This is a genomic window from Pseudomonas fungipugnans (assembly GCF_029955235.1).
GTDB classification, from domain to species: Bacteria; Pseudomonadota; Gammaproteobacteria; order Pseudomonadales; family Pseudomonadaceae; genus Aquipseudomonas; species Aquipseudomonas fungipugnans.
In genome coordinates, this window is the sequence record NZ_JARBWL010000001.1 from 3232820 (window position 1) to 3254387 (window position 21568).

Consider the following 21568-nt stretch of genomic DNA (forward strand, 5'->3'; position numbering starts at 1 on the left):
ATTACGATAGTTGTGATGAGGGGACCGATCAGATAAATCTGTCCCCTTTTCTTGCGTGACGTCAGACCAGGGTCAACTACTCACGCCTTGAACCCTAACGACATGAATGTTCCCTCTGCTGAAAGGAGCCCTTCCTCAAAGAGATTGAATTCCCCCTCGGGATACTGCCCACCTTTTGACAAACGAAACGTACCACTGGCATATTTATCGCCTTCAATGTTATCCATCTCCAAATGTGCTCTTACGGGCTCATCATTTCGGTCTAGCGTGTAGGTCTTTCCAACCTCAAGGTCAGTTCTAAACTTAATGCCCATATAATAACGGTGCCCGTCTATTTCCCTATAACCTGGAGTAATATGAAAGAACCCGTCCTTACTAAACAAGATGCCCTGCCCCGCAAGCTTCAACGTGTGCTCACCATAGTCCTGATGTTTGAATGTGACTTCCAGGGAACCAGAAACTTCGCCACTGATGCTATTTTTAGTTTCCATTTTTTTCATCCAGTGAGTGATTGAGCTCAAAGAATAGGCTTCTGCCGGCGCCCGCACACCTGTCATATCTGACAGGCGTTTATAACTTTTTGTAATTAAAAGTTGGTATCTAGCAATAAAAAAAAGAAACCAGCTGAAGCAATTATTCAATTAACCCGAGAGAAGTAATTTTGTTATTTCCCATACCAAAGGCAACCACCACCGAACTTGTAGTCTCTAATCAGGCAGCCATCCCTTTATATTCCAGATTTTAAAAAAGCAAATGCCCCGACACGTCGGGGCATTTGCTTTTAACCGTACCAAATTGAGTTCTCACCCAATCTGATCACGTTTTTTTGTTGATAGGTGTTTCAGTTAACCTTAGCGTTCAACTCACCCTTCAAATACCGCTGGTACATCGCTTCCAACGAGATCGGCTTGATCTTCGAAGCATTGCCGGCAGTGCCGAATGCTTCGTAGCGAGCGATACAAACATCGCGCATCGCCGTCACAGTGGCGCCGAAGAATTTACGCGGGTCGAACTCGCTCGGGTTGGTGGCCATCAGGCGACGCATCGCACCGGTGGATGCCAGGCGCAGGTCGGTGTCGATGTTGACCTTGCGCACGCCGTACTTGATGCCTTCGACGATTTCTTCAACCGGTACGCCGTAGGTTTCTTTGATGTCGCCGCCGTACTGGTTGATGATCGCCAGCCACTCTTGTGGCACGGAGGACGAACCGTGCATCACCAGGTGGGTGTTCGGGATGCGTTTGTGGATTTCCTTGATGCGGTCGATGGCCAACACGTCGCCAGTAGGCGGCTTGGTGAACTTGTACGCGCCGTGGCTGGTACCGATGGCGATCGCCAGGGCATCGACCTGAGTGCGTTTAACGAAGTCAGCGGCTTCTTCCGGGTCGGTCAGCATCTGGCTGTGATCCAGAACGCCTTCGGCACCAATGCCGTCTTCTTCACCGGCCATGCCGGTTTCCAGCGAACCCAGGCAGCCCAGCTCGCCTTCCACCGAAACGCCGCAGGCGTGAGCCATGGCCACGGTTTGTTGGGTCACGCGGACGTTGTAGTCGTAGTCGGTCGGGGTCTTGCCGTCTTCGCCCAGGGAGCCGTCCATCATGACCGAGCTGAAGCCCAGCTGGATGGAGCGCTGGCAGACGTCAGGGCTGGTGCCGTGGTCCTGGTGCATGCAAACCGGGATGTGCGGGAATTCTTCGATTGCCGCCAGGATCAGGTGACGCAGGAACGGGGCGCCGGCGTATTTGCGAGCACCGGCCGAAGCCTGGACGATCACCGGGGAGTCAGTCTTGTCAGCGGCTTCCATGATGGCGCGCATCTGCTCAAGGTTGTTGACGTTGAAGGCTGGAACGCCGTAGCCGAACTCGGCTGCGTGGTCCAGCATCTGGCGCATGCTGATAAGTGCCATTGTGTGTGTCTCTCCCGGTTTGGGTCGTTAATCATGCCAGCCTGCCGTAGGGGCGGCGGCTATTCAAGTTATTGCAGATCGGGGGTTGGCCCGGTCCGCTCATTCGGTGTTGCGAAAATCTGAAGCACTGCACAGAAAAACCTGTGGAATCGAACCCTGTGGGAGTGAGCTTGCTCGCGATGACGGTGTTACAGGCACTTTTGATGTTGAATGTGCCGTCCTCATCGCGAGCAAGCTCGCTCCCACATTAGATTTGTTTGCACATCAGATCTGTGTGAATCAAATCAATCGTGTCACTCGGTTTTACAGCCACGCCCAATCAAATCGTTGGTGGCGACCCAGTACACCAGGCCTTCCTCACCTTTTATGTGAAACGCCAGCATATCGTTGCTGTACAGCGAACCGTCGGCACCCGCTTCAAGCTTCAGGCGGTAGACCTGATCCGCCCCGCCCAGGCGCACATCGACTTCCTTGCGGCTGTCGTCAGTGTAATGCCAGAGCACTTTGGCCGTGCTGTCGCAGGTCCAGGTGGTCCAGTGGTCCGCTGGCGTGGCCGGCGTGAACAGGTTCAAATTGGCGCAACCTGCCAGCAATACCAGTGCTGCAACGGCGATAAAGCCTTTCATCGGTGTTCCTCGACTGGCGGCGCACGCCACCAGCCTTGAGTTAATGAGTCAGACCGGTCAAGGGCAGCCATGTTCCTTGGCCGGAGTCTGTGTCTCGTACTTGTCCAGGCCATCGGGCCCGGAACGCTTGTTGAGCACCGGGTTGGTTTCCGCCTGCCAGTCAGCCTGGTAACAGCTTTTCTGCGGCGGCACCGACTCGGATTCCGACGCGGCTTTGGGGGTACTCCCGCAAGCGGCCAGCAAGCCCGTCACCATCAACAGCGCTAACGTCTTGACCATGTAAACACTCCTTTGCCTGGTCAACAGGCGGCCTCAGGCCTTGGCCCGGCTTTCCAGGACTTCAACGGCTGGCAACACCTTGCCTTCGACAAATTCGAGGAACGCGCCACCACCGGTAGAAATGTAGGAGATCTGATCAGCCACGCCATATTTGTCGATGGCCGCCAGGGTGTCGCCGCCGCCGGCGATGGAGAACGCCGAGCTGTCGGCAATCGCATGAGCCAGCACTTTGGTGCCGTTGCCGAACTGGTCGAATTCAAACACGCCCACCGGGCCGTTCCACAGGATGGTCTTGGACGACTTCAGCAGTTCGGCGAAATTGGCCGCTGTCTGTGGACCGATGTCCAGGATCATGTCGTCGTCGGCGACGTCGGCGATCAGCTTGACGGTCGCGGTGGCGCTTTCAGCAAACTCCTTGGCAACCACCACGTCAACCGGCAATGGCACGCTGACTTTGGCGGCGATTTCGCGGGCGGTGTCCAACAGGTCCGGCTCGTACAGCGATTTGCCCACTGGGTGACCAGCAGCCGCCAGGAAGGTGTTGGCAATACCGCCACCGACGATCAGCTGATTGCAGATCTGGCTCAGGCTGTTCAGCACATCAAGTTTGGTCGAGACCTTGGAGCCGGCGACGATGGCGGCCATTGGCTGGGCCGGGGCGCCGAGGGCTTTGCCCAATGCCTCCAGTTCAGCAGCCAGCAGCGGGCCAGCGGCGGCGACCTTGGCGAACTTGGCCACGCCGTGGGTCGAACCCTCGGCACGGTGAGCCGTGCCGAAGGCGTCCATCACGAACACGTCGCACAGGGCGGCGTATTGTTTGGCCAGTTCGTCAGCGTTCTTTTTCTCGCCCTTGTTGAAGCGTACGTTTTCGAACAGCACGATGTCGCCGGCCTTGACGTCAACGCCGCCCAGGTAGTCGGACACCAGCGGTACTTCGCGGCCCAGGGCCTTGCTCAGGTAGTCGGCAACCGGCTTGAGGCTGTTCTCGGCCGAGAACTCGCCTTCGGTCGGACGGCCAAGGTGCGAGCAGACCATCACGGCCGCGCCTTTTTCCAGGGCCAGCTTGATGGTCGGCAGCGAAGCCAGGATACGCGCATCGCTTGTAACCACTCCGTCCTTGACTGGGACGTTGAGGTCTTCGCGGATCAGTACGCGCTTACCTTGCAGATCGAGGTCGGTCATCTTCAACACGGTCATGGGTCGCAATTCCTGGAGGCTTTGTTTTAGAGAGCAGCTTTTAGAGAACAGGTTTTGATTGGGGTGCAGCTATTTGCAGATAGTGTTCTGCAACGTCCAGCATTCGGTTGGCAAAGCCCCATTCGTTGTCGAACCAGGCCAGGATGTTCACCAGCCTTGGGCCGGAAACACGGGTCTGACTGGCATCGACAATGGCCGAATGTGGGTCGTGGTTGAAATCACAACTGGCGTGCGGCAACTCGGTGTAGGCCAGCAGGCCTTTGAGCGGGCCGCTGGTGGCAGCCTCGCGCAGGATCCGGTTGACTTCGCTCGCGTTGGTGTCGCTCACGGTCTGCATCGTGATGTCGAGGCAGGACACGTTGACCGTCGGCACCCTTACCGCTTTGGCCTGGATACGCCCGGCAAGTTCCGGCAGCAAACGCTCGATGCCACGGGCCAGACCGGTGGACACCGGGATCACCGACTGGAACGCCGAACGGGTGCGGCGCAGGTCTTCATGGTGATACGCGTCGATCACCGGCTGATCGTTCATCGCCGAGTGGATGGTGGTAATCGACACGTATTCCAGACCAATGGCCTGGTCCAGCAGGCGCAACAGCGGCACGCCGCAGTTGGTGGTGCAGGACGCGTTGGACACCAACAATTCATCGCCGGTCAGGCAATCCTGATTCACGCCGTAGACGATGGTGGCGTCGACATCCGCCTCGCTGGCCATCGGCTGGGAGAACAATACCCGTGGCGCGCCGGCGTCGAGGAACCGCTGGCCATCTTCACGGGTGTGATAAGCGCCGGAGCACTCCAGCACCAGATCGACGTCCAGCGACGCCCAATCGATGCCTTCGGGGATAGCACTGCGCAGGACCTTCACGCAGTTGCCATTAATATGCAGACAATCGTCTTCGACCCGCACTTCGCCGGGAAACCGGCCGTGGGTAGAGTCAAAACGTGTCAGGTATTCGATGCTGGCCATGTCGGCCAGGTCATTGATCGCGACAATTTCAAACCCGGCCTTCTCGCCTCGCTCAAACAAAGCACGCAAGACGCAACGACCAATCCGGCCGTAGCCGTTGAGTGCAACTTTGTAGGGACGCGGTTGAGGCATGGGGTTCTCGATTACCGTGGTGAATCCGTCAGTGCTGCGGTGAATGTTCTATTGCCATCGCGGGCAAGCCCGCTCCCACATGAGACCGTGATCCCCTGTGGGAGCGGGCTTGCCCGCGATAGCGTCAGAACAGGCAATACATCACCCGGACTTAGTCTTCCAGCAGTTCTTCAGCCTGGCCCAGGATGTTTTCCAGGGTGAAGCCGAACTCTTCGAACAAGGCAGGCGCAGGCGCCGACTCGCCGAAGGTGGTCATGCCAATGACGCGACCTTCCAGGCCGACGTATTTGTACCAGAAGTCCACATGAGCGGCTTCGATAGCAATACGGGCGCTGACCTGCAACGGCAGGACCGCTTGCTTGTAGCCGGCGTCCTGGGCATCGAACACGCTGGTGCAAGGCATCGAAACAACGCGCACCTTGCGACCCTGCTCGGTCAGCTTGTCGTAAGCCTGAACGGCCAGGCCGACTTCCGAACCGGTGGAGATCAGGATCAGCTCAGGCTCGCCTGCACAGTCCTTCAACACGTAACCGCCGCGGGCGATGTCGGCGATCTGGCCGGCGTCGCGAGTCTGGTGCTGCAGGTTCTGACGGGAGAAGATCAGCGCCGAAGGGCCGTCCTTGCGCTCGATCGCCAGTTTCCAGCAAACCGCCGATTCAACGGCATCGGCTGGGCGCCAGGTGTCGAGGTTAGGGGTGCTGCGCAGGCTGGTCAGTTGCTCGACCGGCTGGTGCGTCGGGCCGTCTTCGCCCAGACCGATGGAGTCGTGGGTGTAGACGAACACCACGCGCTTCTTCATCAGCGCGGCCATGCGTACGGCGTTGCGGGCGTATTCCATGAACATCAGGAAGGTCGCGCCGTAAGGCACCAGGCCGCCGTGCAGGGTTACGCCGTTCATGATCGCGCTCATGCCGAACTCGCGAACACCGTAATGCACGTAGTTGCCACCGGCGTTGTCGGCCGTGATGCTCTGGCAGCCCTTCCACAGGGTCAGGTTGGAACCGGCCAGGTCAGCCGAACCGCCAAACAGTTCAGGCAACAGTGGACCGAAGGCATTCAGGGCGTTCTGGCTGGCTTTGCGGCTGGCGATGGTTTCGCCCTTGGCTGCGACTTCAGCGATGTAAGCCTGGGCTTTTTCATCGAAGTCAGCTGGCAGATCGCCGCCGAGGCGACGGACCAGTTCGTTGGCCAGGTCAGGGAAAGCGGCGGAGTAGGCAGCGAAACGCTGGTCCCACTCGGCTTCGACCGCGCGGCCTGCTTCCTTGGCGTCCCACTCGGCATAGATGTCAGCCGGGATTTCGAATGGACCGTAGTTCCAGTTCAGTGCCTTGCGGGTCAAGGCGATTTCCGCGTCACCCAACGGGGCGCCGTGGCAGTCTTCTTTACCCTGCTTGTTCGGCGAACCGAAACCGATGGTGGTCTTGCAGCAGATCAGCGTCGGCTGAGCGCTTTTGCGAGCGGTTTCGATTGCAGTCTTGATTTCTTCCGGGTCGTGACCGTCAACGTTGCGGATCACCTGCCAGTTGTAGGCTTCGAAACGCTTCGGCGTGTCATCGGTGAACCAGCCTTCGACTTCGCCGTCGATGGAGATGCCGTTGTCATCGTAGAAGGCGATCAGCTTGCCCAGGCCCAGCGTACCGGCCAGGGAGCCGACTTCGTGGGAAATGCCTTCCATCATGCAGCCATCACCCAGGAACACGTAGGTGTGATGGTCGACAATGTTGTGGCCAGGACGGTTGAACTGCGCCGCCATGACTTTTTCCGCCAAGGCGAAACCAACAGCGTTGGCCAGGCCCTGACCCAACGGGCCGGTGGTGGTTTCCACGCCCGGGGTGTAGCCGAATTCCGGGTGGCCCGGGGTACGGCTGTGCAGCTGGCGGAAGTTTTTCAGGTCATCGATCGACAGGTCGTAGCCGGTCAGGTGCAACACCGAGTAGACCAGCATCGAGCCATGGCCGTTGGACATGATGAAGCGGTCACGGTCGGCGAACGACGGGTTGCTCGGGTTGTGCTTCATGTAGTCACGCCAAAGCACCTCGGCAATATCCGCCATGCCCATAGGGGCACCGGGATGGCCGCTGTTGGCTTTTTGCACGGCATCCATGCTGAGGGCACGAATGGCGTTGGCACGCTCACGACGGCTGGGCATCGCTGTTCTCCTACGGGTACTGAATCAAGATTGGAAAAATTGAATCGGAAAAAAGGCGAGCATTTTCCCTCACCGGGCCGCCTCGGGGCAATGACAGATAGTCATCTGGAGACGTTTTTCCCATGGATAACGGCGGTTTCGGTTGCTGAAACCTTTACGCCGCACGTTTGTAGAGTTGACCATCCGGCGAGAAGTGCCATCTATCGAGCAATATCAAAACTTTTTGATATTGCCCTTGCAGGCTTTTCGGACCGTCACTAGACTGCTGGCCTTATGAATTTACGCGTGCCTTCCATTCGACATGACGATTGCGACGAGCTGGCGGCCCTGTGCAAGGCCGGCGGTGATCCTCTGCGTTTGAATGTTTTGCGCGCGCTGGCCAACGATTCGTTCGGCGTACTGGAACTGGCACAGATCTTCGGCATGGGTCAGTCCGGCATGAGTCATCACCTGAAGGTCTTGGCCCAGGCCGACCTGGTGGCGACGCGCCGCGAAGGCAACGCGATTTTCTATCGTCGCGCCCTGCCCCACACCGAATTGCTGGGCGGCAAGCTGCACGCTGCGCTGCTCGAAGAAGTGGACGACCTGACGTTGCCTGCCGATGTGCAGTCGCGGATCGCTCAGGTTCACGCGCAACGAGCAGCGGCCAGCCAGGACTTTTTCTCACGGGTGGCGGAGAAGTTTCGCGCCCAGCAAGACTTGATCGCCGGCCTGGCGCAATACCGCGAAAGCGTGGTGGCGCTGCTCGACAAGTTAAGTTTCGGTGACGGCGCCACCGCCATTGAAGTCGGCCCCGGTGATGGCAGTTTTCTGCCGGAACTGGCGCACCGCTTCACGCAGGTGACGGCACTGGATAACAGCCCGGCGATGCTTGAATTGGCACGTCAGGTCTGTGTACGCGAAGCACTGACTAACGTCAGCCTGCAATTGGCCGATGCATTGAATGCTGTAAGCCTCAAGGCAGACTGCGTAGTACTGAACATGGTATTGCACCATTTCGCCGCACCCGCCGAAGCGCTCAAGCACATGGCCGGGCTGCTGCAACCGGGCGGTAGTCTGCTCGTGACAGAGTTATGTAGCCACAACCAGAGTTGGGCCAGGGAGGCCTGCGGTGATCTATGGTTGGGGTTTGAACAGGACGATTTGGCCCGTTGGGCCACCGCTGCGGGACTCGTTCCCGGGGAAAGCCTCTATGTGGGCTTACGTAATGGTTTCCAGATTCAGGTCCGCCATTTTCAGCGACCGGCTGGCGACACACACCATCGGTAAATTCAGGAAAACATTGAGATGAGCGAATACTCCCTCTTCACCTCCGAGTCCGTGTCCGAAGGACATCCGGACAAAATCGCCGACCAGATTTCCGATGCGGTGCTGGACGCCATCATTGCTGAAGACAAGTTCGCCCGTGTGGCGTGCGAAACACTGGTGAAAACCGGCGTGGCAATCATTGCTGGCGAAGTCACCACCTCGGCCTGGGTCGATCTGGAAGACATCGTTCGTAACGTGATTCTCGACATCGGCTACACCAGCTCCGACGTCGGCTTCGACGGCGCGACCTGCGGCGTGATGAACATCATCGGCAAGCAGTCCCCTGACATCAACCAGGGTGTTGACCGCGCCAAACCTGAAGATCAGGGCGCTGGCGACCAGGGCCTGATGTTCGGCTACGCCAGCAATGAAACCGACGTGCTGATGCCAGCACCGATCACCTTCTCGCACCAACTGGTTCAGCGCCAGGCCGAAGCCCGTAAATCCGGCCTGCTGCCTTGGCTGCGTCCGGACGCCAAGTCGCAAGTGACCTGCCGCTACGAAGGCGGCAAGGTTGTCGGTATCGACGCCGTTGTACTGTCGACCCAGCACAACCCTGAAGTGTCGTACAAAGACCTGCGCGAAGGCGTGATGGAGCTGATCGTCAAGCACGTACTGCCTGCCGAACTGCTGACCAAGGACACACAGTTCCACATCAACCCGACTGGCCAGTTCATCATCGGCGGCCCGGTTGGCGACTGCGGCCTGACCGGTCGCAAGATCATCGTCGACAGCTACGGCGGCATGGCCCGTCACGGCGGCGGCGCGTTCTCCGGTAAAGATCCATCGAAGGTTGACCGCTCGGCGGCCTACGCCGGTCGTTACGTGGCCAAGAACATCGTGGCTGCCGGCCTGGCCGAGCGCTGCGAAATTCAGGTTTCCTACGCTATCGGTGTAGCCCAGCCTACGTCGATCTCGCTGAACACCTTCGGCACCGGCAAGATCAGCGACGACAAGATCGTCAAACTGGTCCGCGAAGTGTTCGACCTGCGTCCATACGCGATCACCACCATGCTCGACCTGCTGCACCCGATGTACCGCGAAACCGCGGCATACGGCCACTTCGGCCGCACGCCTGAAACCAAGACCGTTGGTGACGATACGTTCACCACGTTCACCTGGGAAAAAACCGACCGCGCTGACGCCCTGCGTTCTGCTGCCGGCCTGTAAGACTTCCCTGGCGGTACCAAAAGCCCCGCACGGTTCGCCGTGCGGGGCTTTTTATTGGCTGGCGTTCGAGGCCGTGTCGCGAAGAGGCCAGATCAGCCAACCGAAATACCCGGCAAAACACCCAACCCTCGCATCCGGCAATGCTGACCTAGCCTCCAAATACCCCAATGAGCAAGGACGCTCACGATGCTCCCTAGCCTGCGCCTGATCATCACCGTTTTACTCACCGTCACCGGCCTGACCGCCCAAGCCGCCGAATGCCCCGACTGGCCAACCGCCCGCGCCCACAGCGAAATCACCGCCCTGCAAAAACAAATAGATCAGTGGGACGACAGCTATCACCGCCAAGGCCGCCCACTGATAGCCGACGAACTCTACGACCAGTCCCGCACCCGCCTGAGCGCTTGGCGCAACTGCTTTGCTCTGAACGCTGACGCCGAACCCTTGCGAACCGCAGGCGGCACCATCGCCCATCCAGTCCCCCACACTGGCCTGGAAAAACTCCACGAAAACCATGCCGTCGAAACATGGCTGCGCAATCGCAAGGATGTCTGGATTCAACCCAAGGTTGATGGCGTGGCAGTGACACTGATCTACCGCAAAGGCCAGTTGCATCAGGCGATCAGTAGAGGGGACGGGATAAATGGCCACGACTGGACGGCCTCGGCCCGGCAGATCGCCGCCATCCCCCAACGCCTGCCCAAGCCCATGGACCTGCTGCTGCAAGGCGAACTGTATTGGCGCCTGGTTGATCACATACAGGCCAAGGCTGGCAGCCTCAATGCTCGCGCCACCGTGGCCGGCTTGATGGCCCGCAAGTCACTGAGTGTCGAACAGGCATCGGGAATCGGCCTATTTGTCTGGGACTGGCCCAAAGGCCCGGCGACGCTATCGGCCAGAGTCACCGCACTGAATGAGTTGGGTTTTGCGACCACCTCCCCCTACAGTCAGCCGATCAACGAATGGGCTGACGCCGGACGCTGGCGCGATCACTGGTATCGCTCGCCCCTGCCCTTTGCCAGCGATGGCGTGGTCCTGCGCCAGGACCAGCGGCCCAGCGCCGAGCACTGGCAAGCACGGCCACCTTACTGGGCCGTCGCCTGGAAATATCCGTTCGCCCAGACGCTGGCCGAAGTACGCAAGGTCCACTTCAGGATCGGCCGCACCGGACGCATCACGCCAGTGCTGGAGTTGTTGCCGGTGACGCTCGACGACAGGCAGGTCAGACGGGTGAGCGTCAGCTCCCTGGAGCGCTGGCAAGCGATGGACATTCGCCCCGGCGATCAGGTCGCCATCAGCCTCGCGGGGCTGACCATCCCCAGGCTCGACAGCGTTGTGCTGCGCAGCACCGAACGCGCACAGCTGAACGTTCCACTGGCGGCCGACTTCCATCTTCTGAGTTGCTGGCAACCGACGCCGGGCTGCGAGAGTCAGTTCCTCGCGCGGCTCACCTGGCTCAGTGGCAAGCAAGGCCTGGCCCTGCCCCATGTCGGCCCTGGCACTTGGGAGAAACTTCTGGAAACAGGCCATCTCGACGGCCTGCTGGATTGGTTGACCCTTGATGCGCAAGAGCTTGCTAACATTGACGGTTTCGGCGAACGCAACAGCGCTCGCCTGCTGGACAGTTTTGAAAGCGCCCGCCAACGTCCTTTCGCTCGCTGGCTCAAAGCCTTGGGCTTGCCTGCGACCGGTCAGGCACGGCTCGCCGATTCATGGCAGGCGCTGGCACAACGCACCACCGAACAATGGCAGGCCGAAGCCGGCATAGGTCCTGGACGCGCTACGCAATTAAGCGCCTTTTTCAGTGATCCGCAGGTGCTGGCCCTGAGTGAGACATTAAGGGTTGCCGGTGTTGAAGGTTTTAGACAGTGACGCCTGACCTGACCGGGAACCCAAAGGTGGCAATGCGCTCAAACAGCCCATCGCCACATCGACCCGATTGCCTTTTCATCTGGAGCTTTTATGAAATTTCTTTCACCGCTCGTCCTGTTGACCCTTTGCAGCGTGATGGCGACCCCACTGATGGCCTCCGAAGACGCCCCGGGGCTGACCGGCTGCGCCGCCAAGAAACAAGGCATCGTCAATCAGATCGAATTGGCCAAGGCCCACGGCAACGCCGACCAGCAGGCCGGCCTGGAAAAAGCCCTGAGCGAAATTACCAATCATTGCACTGATGCGTCCCTGAAGAAGGAACGGGAAAACAAGGTGCTCGACGCCAAGCACGACGTCAGCCAGCGCCAGGCAGATCTGGACAAGGCCATGAAAAAGGGCGACGCCGACAAGATCAACAAACGCAAAGACAAACTCGCCGAGTCCCGCAAGCAATTGCAGGACGCGCTGGATGAGCTGGACAAATAAGGCTCGACACGGAACGAAAGTGGCGAGGGAGCTTGCTCCCGCTAGGCTACGAAGTAGCCCCAAACCGGTAATTGCGCAGTATGGGTACTTCGCGATTGCTGCGCAGCCGAGCGGGAGCAAGCTCCCTCGCTACAAACGAATCAATGATCCCGAAATTGTTTATGGCACGCACTGCAGGCATCTTCGACTTTCTGCACGGCCGGCCCGAGGTTGCTGGCCTGGTAAGGCTGAACCTTGCTGGCAATCACCAGGTCACCGGTGGCGGCTTCAAGGGTGCGGGCCATTTCCTGAAAACGTGCCTGCTGCTGCCACACGGAGTCCTTGGCACTGGTGTGATCTTCTTCACGCACCTGCGGGAAATGTTTCCACGGCTCATGGGACAGCGCATCAAGCTTCACTGCGCCGTCAGCAAATTTGCCGCCGTCAAACGGAATACGGCCACGCAACATGCCGCCCAGGTCCTCGCCGGTCTTGAGCATCTGCTTGAAGATCGCCTTGCGCTGACCCAGGGGAGAATTGGGATCAACGCCGCCGCAGGCGGACAAGGTCAGGCAGGCCAGCAATACAACAGAAAGTCTTTTAAGAGTCATGGTGGCTTCAGGTCACGGGAGACGGCGGCCAGTATCCTCGTGTCATCGGCAAAGACCAATAGCCCTATTAATAATATGGGTTGCTTGAGCGCATGGAGCACTCGGGCAACCGTCCAAGGAATTACTCCATGAACAGCCGTTTCAAGGCCTGGCGTCATCACCTCGCCTGGACCCTGCCGATGGTAGCCGTGCTCGCGGGCTGCACCGGTGGCGATAACAACAAACCAAAAACCCATGCCCTGGCCACTTACAGCAGCGCGACCTGGGAAGCATTGCCGACGGTGTCCGACGACGACCTGCTCGCCGGTTTCGGCTCCTGGCGTAGTGCCTGCACCCGGCTCAAGGCCGACCCGGTCTGGGGCACGACCTGCGCGGCAGCGGCCAACGTCCCGCAAACCGCCGGCGAGATTCGCGGTTTTCTCAAGCAGAATCTCGACGTCTATGGCCTGCGCGCCGCCAACGACAATCCCGACGGATTGATTACCGGCTACTACGAACCGGTCTATCCCGGCAGCCTGACCCAGACCGACGTGGCGAACATCCCGGTGTATGGCGTGCCCGATGACATGATCATCGTCGCGCTGGACAGCATCTACCCGGAACTCAAGGGCAAACGCCTTCGCGGCCGACTTGAAGGCCGTGTACTCAAGCCCTATGACGATGCGGCGACCATCGAAACCAAAGGGGTCAATGCGCCCATCGTTGCCTGGCTGACCGATCCGATGAACCTGCAGTTCCTGCAGATCCAGGGTTCCGGTCGCATTCAGCTCGACGATGGCCGACAACTGCGAATCGCTTATGCCGACCAGAACGGCCACCCTTATCGTCCCATCGGCCGCTGGCTGGTGGAACAGGGTGAGTTGAAGAAAGAAGACGTGACCATGGGCGCCATCAGCGCTTGGGCCAAGGCCAATCCGTCGCGCATTCCCGAGCTGTTGGGCAGCAACCCAAGCTACGTGTTCTTCACCCGCAACCCGGACAGCAACGAAGGGCCACGGGGTTCGCTGAACGTGCCGTTGACTGCCGGCTACAGCGCGGCGGTGGACCGCAAGGTGATTCCGCTCGGGAGCTTGTTGTGGTTATCGACCACCAAACCGGACGGCACGGCATTGGTTCGCCCAGTGGCGGCTCAAGACACGGGCGGCGCGATTGCCGGCGAAGTGCGTGCGGACTTGTTCTGGGGCACCGGCGATGCGGCCGGGCAACTGGCCGGGGACATGAAACAGCAGGGGCAGATCTGGATGTTGTGGCCTAAAGGTGCAGCGCTGCCGCAAGTGCCTCAGGTGGCGGATGCGGTGAAGACCAATCCTTAAGCCTGCGGTGGCTGATAGATAGCCTTCGCGAGCAAGTCGAACGTCGCACCGCCGCTCCCACATTAGATTCCTGTCGAACACCCAATTTGTGTTCACTGAAGGTCCGCTGTGGGAGCGGCGGTGCGACGATTCGATGTGCTCGCGAAGAGGCCGGGTTGAGCAGCATAAATTCTGGCTAAAACCGCTCAGATCGACACAAAGAAGAAACTGGCAATCAACCCCATCCCCACAAACCACACCAGCGACCGCAAGATCGCCCAGTCCGCCAGATAGCAGATGATGTACAACAGCCGACTGGTGATAAACAGAACGGCCAGCACATTGACCGTCACCAACTGCGCCGTGCCCACCAGATGCGCGACGATCGCCGCCGCCGCAAACGCAGGGGTCACTTCGAAGCTGTTGATCTGCGCGGCATAGGCACGCTTGGCCACACCTTGAACCGAATCCTGAAAACTGCGTGGATCATGATTGTCCTTCAGCCTGAACCCACCACTGGTCTTGGCCACACCCGTACACAAATACGGCAGGAAAATCGCGATCAAAATGCACCACAGAGCAACCGTCATAAAGCAATCCCTTCTTCAAGTTTTAGAAAATCGAGTGCCGTTGCAGGCGGTCAGAACTTCATCACCAGTATGCCAATCAACACCACCCCACAGGCCAAGAGCCGAGGCCGGCCAAAGGGTTCTTTCAGATAACGCATGCCGAATAGCACCACCAGGATCACGCTGATTTCGCGCAGCGCCGCCGTTTCGGCAATCGAGCCCAACTGCATCGCCCACAGCACCAGAGCGTAGCTGAACAACACACAGAATCCGACCGCCAGCCCCAGTCGCCACTGCTCACGCCAGAACAGTTTGAACGCCGGCCGCTTGCGCCCCCACGCCAACAACGGAAACGGCCAGGCACTGAGCAACGTGACCCAGACCAGGTAATCAAGTGGATGGGGCCAGCGCCGCAACGCCTGGCCATCAATGAAGGTGTAGCAGCCAATGCACAAGCCGATGAGTGCCACCACTGGCAACATCGACCATGGCAGCCGCGCCCCGCCACCGCCCTGCCACAGCAGGCAGAGCATGCCGAACGGGATCAGCAGAATTCCGAAGATCTGCTGATGGGTCAGTACCTCCCCGGCAAAAATCAGTGTGAGTGTCAGTACCACCAACGGTGACAGTCCCCGCATCAGCGGATAGACCAGTCCCAGATCACCCACCCGATAGGCCAGAATCAGCAGATAGCGGTAAAGCAGTTCGAACGCCGCCGACGCCAGAATCCACGGCCACAGGTCCATTGGTGGCGCATTCAGGAACGGCAGCATCAACGCGACAAACAGCAGCGCCACACTGTCCATGCACGCCACGACCAGCAGCCGTTCGGCGCTGAACTTGATCAGGGTATTCCACGCCGCATGCAACAGCGCCGCCACCAATACCAGAACCGTCGCAAGCACGGCACACTCCTTGAGTTGCCCCGCCTCCTACACAGAGGCAAAGGCTGAGAATTGATTCGCCATATGTCAGCAGCTGTTTATACTGCAAGCGACCACGCCGCACTCAGTTGCGCACAGACCAATACCAATAATTTATGCCCCTGCCCGCTCTCGCCCGAGATCGGTCGTCGGCCTGCGTATGCCTGATCAGAGCGTCAAGACTACCGACAGAGACCTTGCGCATGCCACTCGCCTTGCTTGCCCTCGCTGTTGCCGCGTTCGGCATCGGCACCACTGAATTCGTCATCATGGGCTTGCTGCCCGATGTCGCCCGCGACCTCGGCGTCAGCATTCCCCACGCGGGTCTGTTGATCACCGGCTACGCCCTGGGTGTGGTGTTCGGCGCGCCGATCCTGGCGATCGGCACGGCCAACATGCCGCGCAAAGCCACGCTGCTGGGTATGACGCTGATGTTCATCCTCGGCAACATCCTCTGCGCCCTGGCGCCGAACTACGCGACGCTGATGGCGGCCCGAGTCATCACGGCCTTATGCCACGGCGCATTCTTCGGTATCGGCTCGGTGGTGGCCGCCGGTCTGGTGGCACCGAACAAACGGGCCCAGGCCATTGCGATGATGTTCACCGGTCTGACATTGGCCAATGTGCTCGGCGTGCCACTGGGTACGGCGCTCGGTCAATACGCCGGCTGGCGCTCGACCTTCTGGGCGGTGTCGGTGATCGGTGTGATCGCGGCCATCGCGCAATGGGTGTGGCTGCCCAAGGACATCGCCATGGACAAGGCCAACCTCGCCAGCGAGTTCAAGGTGCTGGGCAAGGTCAATGTGCTGCTGGCGCTGGGCATGAGCGTGCTGGCGTCCACCAGTCTGTTCAGCGTGTTCACTTACATCGCGCCGATCCTGCAAGACATCACCGGCGTCAGCCCCCATGGTGTGACCATCATGCTGCTGCTCTTCGGCGTCGGCCTGACGGCGGGCAGCATGATTGGCGGGCGCCTGGCGGATAGTCGCCTGCTGCCGTCCCTGGTGGGCATGGCGCTGGCGGTCGTGCTGGTGCTGGCGGCGTTCAGCCAGACCAGCCACTCGGTGATTCCGGCAGCGATCACGCTGGTGTTGTGGGGCATTTTTGCCTTTGCACTGTGCCCGATCCTGCAACTGCTGATCATCGATCAGGCCCATGAGGCACCGAACCTGGGTTCGACCCTGAACCAGAGTGCGTTCAACCTCGGCAACGCCGCCGGCGCGTGGATTGGCGGGTTGGTGGTCGCCAGCGGTGCGGACCTGGCGGACCTGCCATGGACCGGGGCGCTGGTCAGTGGGTTGACGGTGCTGACGGCGCTTTTCTATATCTACCTGCAACGTCGGGCTGCGGCTGCGGTCAATGTGTCCGGCTGAATAGTTGCTTCGCCTATGAAATAGCTTTCGCGAGCAAGCCCGCTCCCACAGTAGATCTCAGTGAGCACAGAATTCGTGTGCGCCAAAGATCCAATGTGGGAGCGACGGTGCGACGATTCGACCTGCTCGCGAAGAAGCCGACTCGGTGCTTTTTGCCCAAACCCCTCTTTCTCACCCCCCATCCAAGGACCCCGGATGCTTGAACTTGTCGCTGCGTTCATCTGCCTCACCTCGCTACTCACCTACGTGAATTTCCGTTTCATCGGCCTGCCCCCGACCATCGGTGTGATGGTCACCGCGCTGATGTTTTCCCTGCTGTTGCAAGGCCTGAGTTTCATGGGCTACCCCGGTCTCGAAGAACGCGTGCAACAGTTGATCGGCCAGATCGATTTCGGCGACCTGCTGATGAACTGGATGCTGTCCTTCCTGCTGTTCGCCGGCGCCCTGCACGTCAACCTCAATGACCTGCGCAGCTACCGCTGGCCCATCGGCCTGCTGGCGACCTTCGGCGTATTGATCGCCACCGCCGTGATCGGCAGCCTGGCGTATTACATTTTCGCCCTGTTCGGCTGGCACGTGAGTTTCCTCTACTGCCTGCTGTTCGGTGCGCTGATTTCGCCCACCGACCCGATTGCCGTACTCGGCGTCCTGCGCACCGCCAATGCCTCCAAGCCACTGAAAACCACCATCGTCGGCGAGTCGCTGTTCAACGACGGTACGGCGGTCGTGGTGTTCACCGTGTTGCTGGGCATCGCGCAACTGGGCGAAACCCCGACCATCAGCGCCACGGCCATGCTGTTTGCCCATGAAGCGATTGGCGGCGTGGTGTTCGGCGGGCTGATCGGCTACCTCGTGTACCTGATGATCAAGAGCATCGAGCAGCACCAGATCGAGGTCATGCTGACCCTGGCGCTGGTGATCGGCGGCTCGGCCATGGCCTCGGAGCTGCACGTCTCGGCGCCGATTGCGATGGTGGTCGCCGGCCTGATCATCGGCAACCTGGGCCGCAACCTGGCGATGAACGACATGACCCGCAAGTACCTGGACGGTTTCTGGGAACTGCTCGACGACATGCTCAATGCCCTGCTGTTCGCGCTGATCGGCATGGAGCTGTTGCTGTTGCCGTTCAACTGGCTGCATGTGCTGGCCGCAAGTTTGCTGGCCCTGGCGATTCTGCTGTCGCGGCTGCTGACCGTGGCGCCGGCCATTGTCTTGCTGCGGCGCTGGCGCACGGTGCCGCGCGGCACGATCCGGATTCTGACCTGGGGTGGGCTGCGTGGCGGTGTTTCGGTGGCATTGGCCCTGGCCCTGCCGCTGGGCCCGGAGCGCGATCTGATCCTGAGCATCACCTACATCGTGGTGCTGTCGTCGATCCTGTTGCAGGGTTTGAGCATCGGCAAACTGGTCAAGCACGTCACCAGGGACGAGCCTGCACCAGCGGCACAGGCCGAGCATCACTGATTATTTTTTAACCTGCTGCGGATCGGTTTTCTGATCCGCAGACGTCGTCGGCGGCCCGCTTTCGCTGCGAATCTGCGCATGACTCAATAGCGCGAAGATAAAGCTGCCGCCGATGATGTTCCCGGCCAGGGTCGGCCCGGCGAACACCAGCCAGAAATCCTTCCACGGCAACTCGCCGGCAAACACCAGGTAAGAAACCTCGGCCGAACCGACGACGATGTGGGTGAAATCCCCCAGCGCCATCAGGTAGGTGATGAGGATGATGATCCACATCTTGGCGCTTTCCATCGACGGGATCATCCAGACCATGGTCGCGATCATCCAGCCTGAGATGATGCCTTTGGCGAACATCTGGCTGGTGCTGTTTTCCATGACCTTGCGTCCGATTTCAAGGAAGGCTGCGTCGGTCTTGGTATCGAAAATCGGCAGGTGCAACATGACGTAGGCCACCAGCAACGTGCCGCAGAGGTTGCCGAACAGCACCACCGTCCACAGGCGGAGCAACCGGCCGAAGTTGCCAAGCGTGGGTTTGGTCATGACCGGCAGTACCGCCGTCAGGGTGTTTTCAGTGAACAGTTGCTGGCGGGCCAGAATCACCGCAAGGAAACCCGCGCAGTAACCGAAACTGGCGATCACCTTGAAGGCTTCGCTGTCCGGCAGACGCGAATTGAGCAGCCCCATGGCCATCAACGACAGGCCCATGGTCAGACCGGCGGCAAGGGCCGACCACCAGAGCGCGGCGACACTGCGTTCGAGCTCCTGATCGCCCTGGGTGCGGATGATTTCGTGGAGGACCGCCGCGCGGGGCGGCTGGTTCTGGTCGACGTCTTGCTGTTCTTCAGCCGAGAGGTTGGGGGTCTTGCCGTCTTTTTGAGTGTTCATGGCGTTCCGGAACCGGTGGCGTGTCTTGTAGGTACGACACGCGGGGTTCGGAGCTGTTCACTGACCGCAAAAACGAATCAAACCATTGCGGCGAGCGAGCTTGCTCCCTCGCCGCAGGGTCCGCGCTTATTCGCTGGCGGCATCGTCCTGAAACTGGTCCTTCACGTACTTGATCTCGGTCCGGCCGTGTGGCGCGGGCAGGCCGTCTTCACCGAGGTTGACGAAGACCATCTTCTCCACCGTCAGGATACTTTTGCGGGTGATCTTGTTGCGCACTTCGCAGGTCAGGGTGATCGAGGTGCGACCGAACGCGGTGGCGGTGATGCCCAGTTCGATGATGTCGCCCTGGCGCGAGGCGCTGACGAAGTTGATTTCGGAGATGTACTTGGTCACCACGCGCTGATTGCTCAGCTGGACGATGGCGTAGATCGCCGCTTCTTCGTCGATCCAGCGCAGCAGGCTGCCGCCGAACAGTGTGCCGTTGGGGTTGAGGTCTTCGGGTTTTACCCATTTGCGGGTGTGGAAATTCATGTTCACTCCTGAGCGTCTGGCCGAAAGATGGTGGGCATCATGGCAGACCGGGCGGTCATGCTCCATGCAGCTTCTACTATGGTCGTCATAAACGATCTTCATCTGGCCGACAGAAACCCTTTGGAAGATCAGCATAGCCCGCTATAATCGCCACCGTTTCAGAACGGTAACTTTCTATTGATACCGTTTTCCCGCCACCTGTCCGAGGGGCGCTGCAGCAGGTTCGACCTGTCAGGCTCGGATGGGGCGTTGCTTGACCGTCATCGGTCAGACACTAAACGCACAACGGCGCCCATTCGCATACATTACGAATGGAGGCTCTTCATGAGCGCTGTTATCACGCCTGCAGATTTTAACGATTACAAAGTTGCCGACATGTCCCTGGCTGCCTGGGGCCGTCGCGAAACCATCATTGCCGAGTCCGAAATGCCGGCCCTGATGGGTCTGCGTCGCAAGTACGCCGGTGAGCAGCCGCTCAAAGGCGCCAAAATCCTCGGCTGCATCCACATGACCATCCAGACTGCCGTGCTGATCGAAACCCTGGTTGCCCTGGGTGCCGAAGTTCGCTGGTCGTCGTGCAACATTTTCTCGACTCAGGACCAGGCCGCTGCCGCTATCGCTGCTGCCGGTATCGCGGTTTATGCCTGGAAAGGCGAGACCGAAGAAGAGTACGAGTGGTGCCTGGAGCAAACCATCCTCAAAGATGGCGCGCCTTGGGATGCCAACATGATCCTCGACGACGGCGGCGACCTGACCGAGCTGCTGCACAAGAAGTACCCGGCAATCCTGGACCGCGTCCACGGCGTGACCGAAGAGACCACCACTGGCGTTCACCGCCTGCTGGACATGCTGGCCAAGGGCGAGCTGAAAATCCCGGCCATCAACGTCAACGACTCGGTGACCAAGAGCAAGAACGACAACAAGTACGGCTGCCGTCACAGCCTGAACGACGCGATCAAGCGCGGTACCGACCACCTGCTGTCCGGCAAGCAAGCGCTGGTCATCGGCTACGGTGACGTGGGCAAGGGTTCGGCCCAGTCCCTGCGTCAGGAAGGCATGATCGTCAAGGTTTCCGAAGTTGACCCAATCTGCGCCATGCAAGCCTGCATGGACGGCTTCGAACTGGTTTCGCCGTTCATCGACGGCATCAACACCGGCACCGAAGCCAGCATCGACAAGGCACTGCTGGGCAAGATCGACCTGATCGTGACCACCACCGGCAACGTCAATGTTTGCGACTCGAACATGCTCAAAGCCCTGAAGAAGCGCGCTGTTGTCTGCAACATCGGCCACTTTGACAACGAAATTGACACCGCTTTCATGCGCAAGAACTGGGCATGGGAAGAAGTGAAGCCACAGGTACACAAGATCCACCGTACCGGCCCGGGCGCTTTCGACGCTCAGAACGACGACTACCTGATCCTGCTGGCCGAAGGCCGTCTGGTGAACCTGGGCAACGCCACCGGTCACCCAAGCCGCATCATGGACGGTTCGTTCGCCAACCAGGTGCTGGCTCAGATCTTCCTGTTCGGCCAGAAGTACGCCGACCTGTCGCCAGCCCAGAAAGCCGAGCGCCTGACCGTTGAAGTACTGCCGAAGAAACTCGACGAAGAAGTGGCCCTGGAAATGGTTCGCGGTTTCGGCGGCGTTGTGACTCAACTGACCAAGACCCAGGCCGACTACATCGGCGTGACCGTCGAAGGCCCGTTCAAGCCGCACGCTTACCGCTACTGATCGGACCTGCTGCCTGCTCTCCCTTGTGGGAGCGGGCTTTTGTGGGAGCTGGCTTGCCTGCGATGGCATCACCTCAGTGTTTCTGAAACACCGAGGTGCCGGCATCGCGGGCAAACCC

General features: G+C 59.7%; 20 protein-coding genes and 1 riboswitch. Of the genes, 8 read left to right on the forward strand and 12 right to left on the reverse strand.

The features are described 5' to 3' along the window. Positions 1-80: 80 nt before the first annotated feature. The 7 genes from POF45_RS13685 to tkt all read right to left on the reverse strand — a co-directional run bounded on the left by POF45_RS13685 (position 81) and on the right by tkt (position 7259). A complete protein-coding gene (locus POF45_RS13685) occupies positions 81-491 on the reverse strand; it encodes a hypothetical protein (protein ID WP_282315860.1) in 411 nt (136 codons plus the stop codon). 350 nt (positions 492-841) lie between these two features. Further along, positions 842-1906, reverse strand: coding sequence for a class II fructose-bisphosphate aldolase (gene fba, locus POF45_RS13690; protein ID WP_007913760.1), 1065 nt, complete (start codon positions 1904-1906; stop codon positions 842-844). A 293-nt stretch (positions 1907-2199) separates the two neighbouring features. Next, positions 2200-2532: an MliC family protein gene (locus tag POF45_RS13695; protein WP_259497225.1), complete on the reverse strand. Its 333-nt coding sequence runs from the start codon at positions 2530-2532 to the stop codon at positions 2200-2202. 57 nt (positions 2533-2589) lie between these two features. After that, positions 2590-2811 (reverse strand): hypothetical protein, encoded by a 222-nt coding sequence (locus POF45_RS13700; RefSeq protein WP_259497226.1) that lies wholly within the window; start codon positions 2809-2811, stop codon positions 2590-2592. A gap of 33 nt (positions 2812-2844) precedes the next feature. Next, entirely contained in the window at positions 2845-4008 is a 1164-nt protein-coding gene (locus POF45_RS13705) for a phosphoglycerate kinase (protein ID WP_282315861.1), read from the reverse strand. Between the two features lie 40 nt (positions 4009-4048). Further along, positions 4049-5110 carry an erythrose-4-phosphate dehydrogenase gene (epd, locus tag POF45_RS13710; protein WP_259497228.1) on the reverse strand — a complete coding sequence of 354 codons (1062 nt, stop codon included), beginning with the start codon at positions 5108-5110 and terminating at the stop codon, positions 4049-4051. Positions 5111-5261: 151 nt separating this feature from the next. After that, complete coding sequence (gene tkt, locus POF45_RS13715; protein ID WP_259497229.1) at positions 5262-7259, reverse strand: transketolase; 1998 nt, start codon at positions 7257-7259, stop codon at positions 5262-5264. Between the two features lie 273 nt (positions 7260-7532). Here tkt and POF45_RS13720 point away from each other — a divergent pair, with 273 nt between their 5' ends. The 4 genes from POF45_RS13720 to POF45_RS13735 all read left to right on the forward strand — a co-directional run bounded on the left by POF45_RS13720 (position 7533) and on the right by POF45_RS13735 (position 12095). Continuing rightward, entirely contained in the window at positions 7533-8528 is a 996-nt protein-coding gene (locus POF45_RS13720; RefSeq protein ID WP_259497230.1) for an ArsR/SmtB family transcription factor, read from the forward strand. Between the two features lie 18 nt (positions 8529-8546). After that, on the forward strand, positions 8547-9737 hold the full coding sequence (metK, locus tag POF45_RS13725) for a methionine adenosyltransferase (protein WP_282315863.1): 1191 nt from the start codon (positions 8547-8549) through the stop codon (positions 9735-9737). 186 nt (positions 9738-9923) lie between these two features. Next, entirely contained in the window at positions 9924-11609 is a 1686-nt protein-coding gene (gene ligB, locus POF45_RS13730; RefSeq protein ID WP_282315865.1) for an NAD-dependent DNA ligase LigB, read from the forward strand. 90 nt (positions 11610-11699) lie between these two features. Then, positions 11700-12095, forward strand: a complete 396-nt coding sequence (locus tag POF45_RS13735; protein WP_282315866.1) for a DUF1090 domain-containing protein — start codon at positions 11700-11702, stop codon at positions 12093-12095. Positions 12096-12235: 140 nt separating this feature from the next. On the opposite strand, the gene POF45_RS13740 is transcribed toward POF45_RS13735, so the two are convergent. Next, a complete protein-coding gene (locus tag POF45_RS13740) occupies positions 12236-12685 on the reverse strand; it encodes a c-type cytochrome (protein WP_259497234.1) in 450 nt (149 codons plus the stop codon). 128 nt (positions 12686-12813) lie between these two features. Here POF45_RS13740 and mltA point away from each other — a divergent pair, with 128 nt between their 5' ends. Further along, complete coding sequence (gene mltA, locus POF45_RS13745; RefSeq protein WP_282315868.1) at positions 12814-13998, forward strand: murein transglycosylase A; 1185 nt, start codon at positions 12814-12816, stop codon at positions 13996-13998. Positions 13999-14183: 185 nt separating this feature from the next. Here the strand turns inward: mltA and POF45_RS13750 are convergent, their stop codons facing one another. Together POF45_RS13750 and POF45_RS13755 are read right to left on the reverse strand one after the other, a co-directional pair. Further along, on the reverse strand, positions 14184-14567 hold the full coding sequence (locus tag POF45_RS13750) for an MAPEG family protein (protein WP_282315869.1): 384 nt from the start codon (positions 14565-14567) through the stop codon (positions 14184-14186). 50 nt (positions 14568-14617) lie between these two features. Further along, positions 14618-15451 (reverse strand): DMT family transporter, encoded by an 834-nt coding sequence (locus POF45_RS13755; RefSeq protein WP_282315870.1) that lies wholly within the window; start codon positions 15449-15451, stop codon positions 14618-14620. A gap of 221 nt (positions 15452-15672) precedes the next feature. On the opposite strand from POF45_RS13755, the gene POF45_RS13760 reads away from it, so the two are divergent. Both POF45_RS13760 and POF45_RS13765 read left to right on the forward strand, forming a co-directional pair. Further along, positions 15673-16842 (forward strand): MFS transporter, encoded by a 1170-nt coding sequence (locus POF45_RS13760; protein ID WP_282315871.1) that lies wholly within the window; start codon positions 15673-15675, stop codon positions 16840-16842. 195 nt (positions 16843-17037) lie between these two features. After that, positions 17038-18303: a cation:proton antiporter gene (locus POF45_RS13765; protein ID WP_259497239.1), complete on the forward strand. Its 1266-nt coding sequence runs from the start codon at positions 17038-17040 to the stop codon at positions 18301-18303. Here POF45_RS13765 and POF45_RS13770 read toward each other — a convergent pair whose 3' ends face one another. Both POF45_RS13770 and POF45_RS13775 read right to left on the reverse strand, forming a co-directional pair. Further along, positions 18304-19185 (reverse strand): formate/nitrite transporter family protein, encoded by an 882-nt coding sequence (locus POF45_RS13770; protein ID WP_259497240.1) that lies wholly within the window; start codon positions 19183-19185, stop codon positions 18304-18306. A gap of 126 nt (positions 19186-19311) precedes the next feature. Next, positions 19312-19716, reverse strand: a complete 405-nt coding sequence (locus POF45_RS13775; protein ID WP_282315872.1) for an acyl-CoA thioesterase — start codon at positions 19714-19716, stop codon at positions 19312-19314. Positions 19717-19914: 198 nt separating this feature from the next. Then, a riboswitch (S-adenosyl-L-homocysteine riboswitch) is annotated at positions 19915-20017 on the forward strand. Between the two features lie 23 nt (positions 20018-20040). On the opposite strand from POF45_RS13775, the gene ahcY reads away from it, so the two are divergent. Beyond that, a complete protein-coding gene (gene ahcY / locus POF45_RS13780; RefSeq protein ID WP_259497241.1) occupies positions 20041-21450 on the forward strand; it encodes an adenosylhomocysteinase in 1410 nt (469 codons plus the stop codon). Positions 21451-21568: the final 118 nt, after the last annotated feature.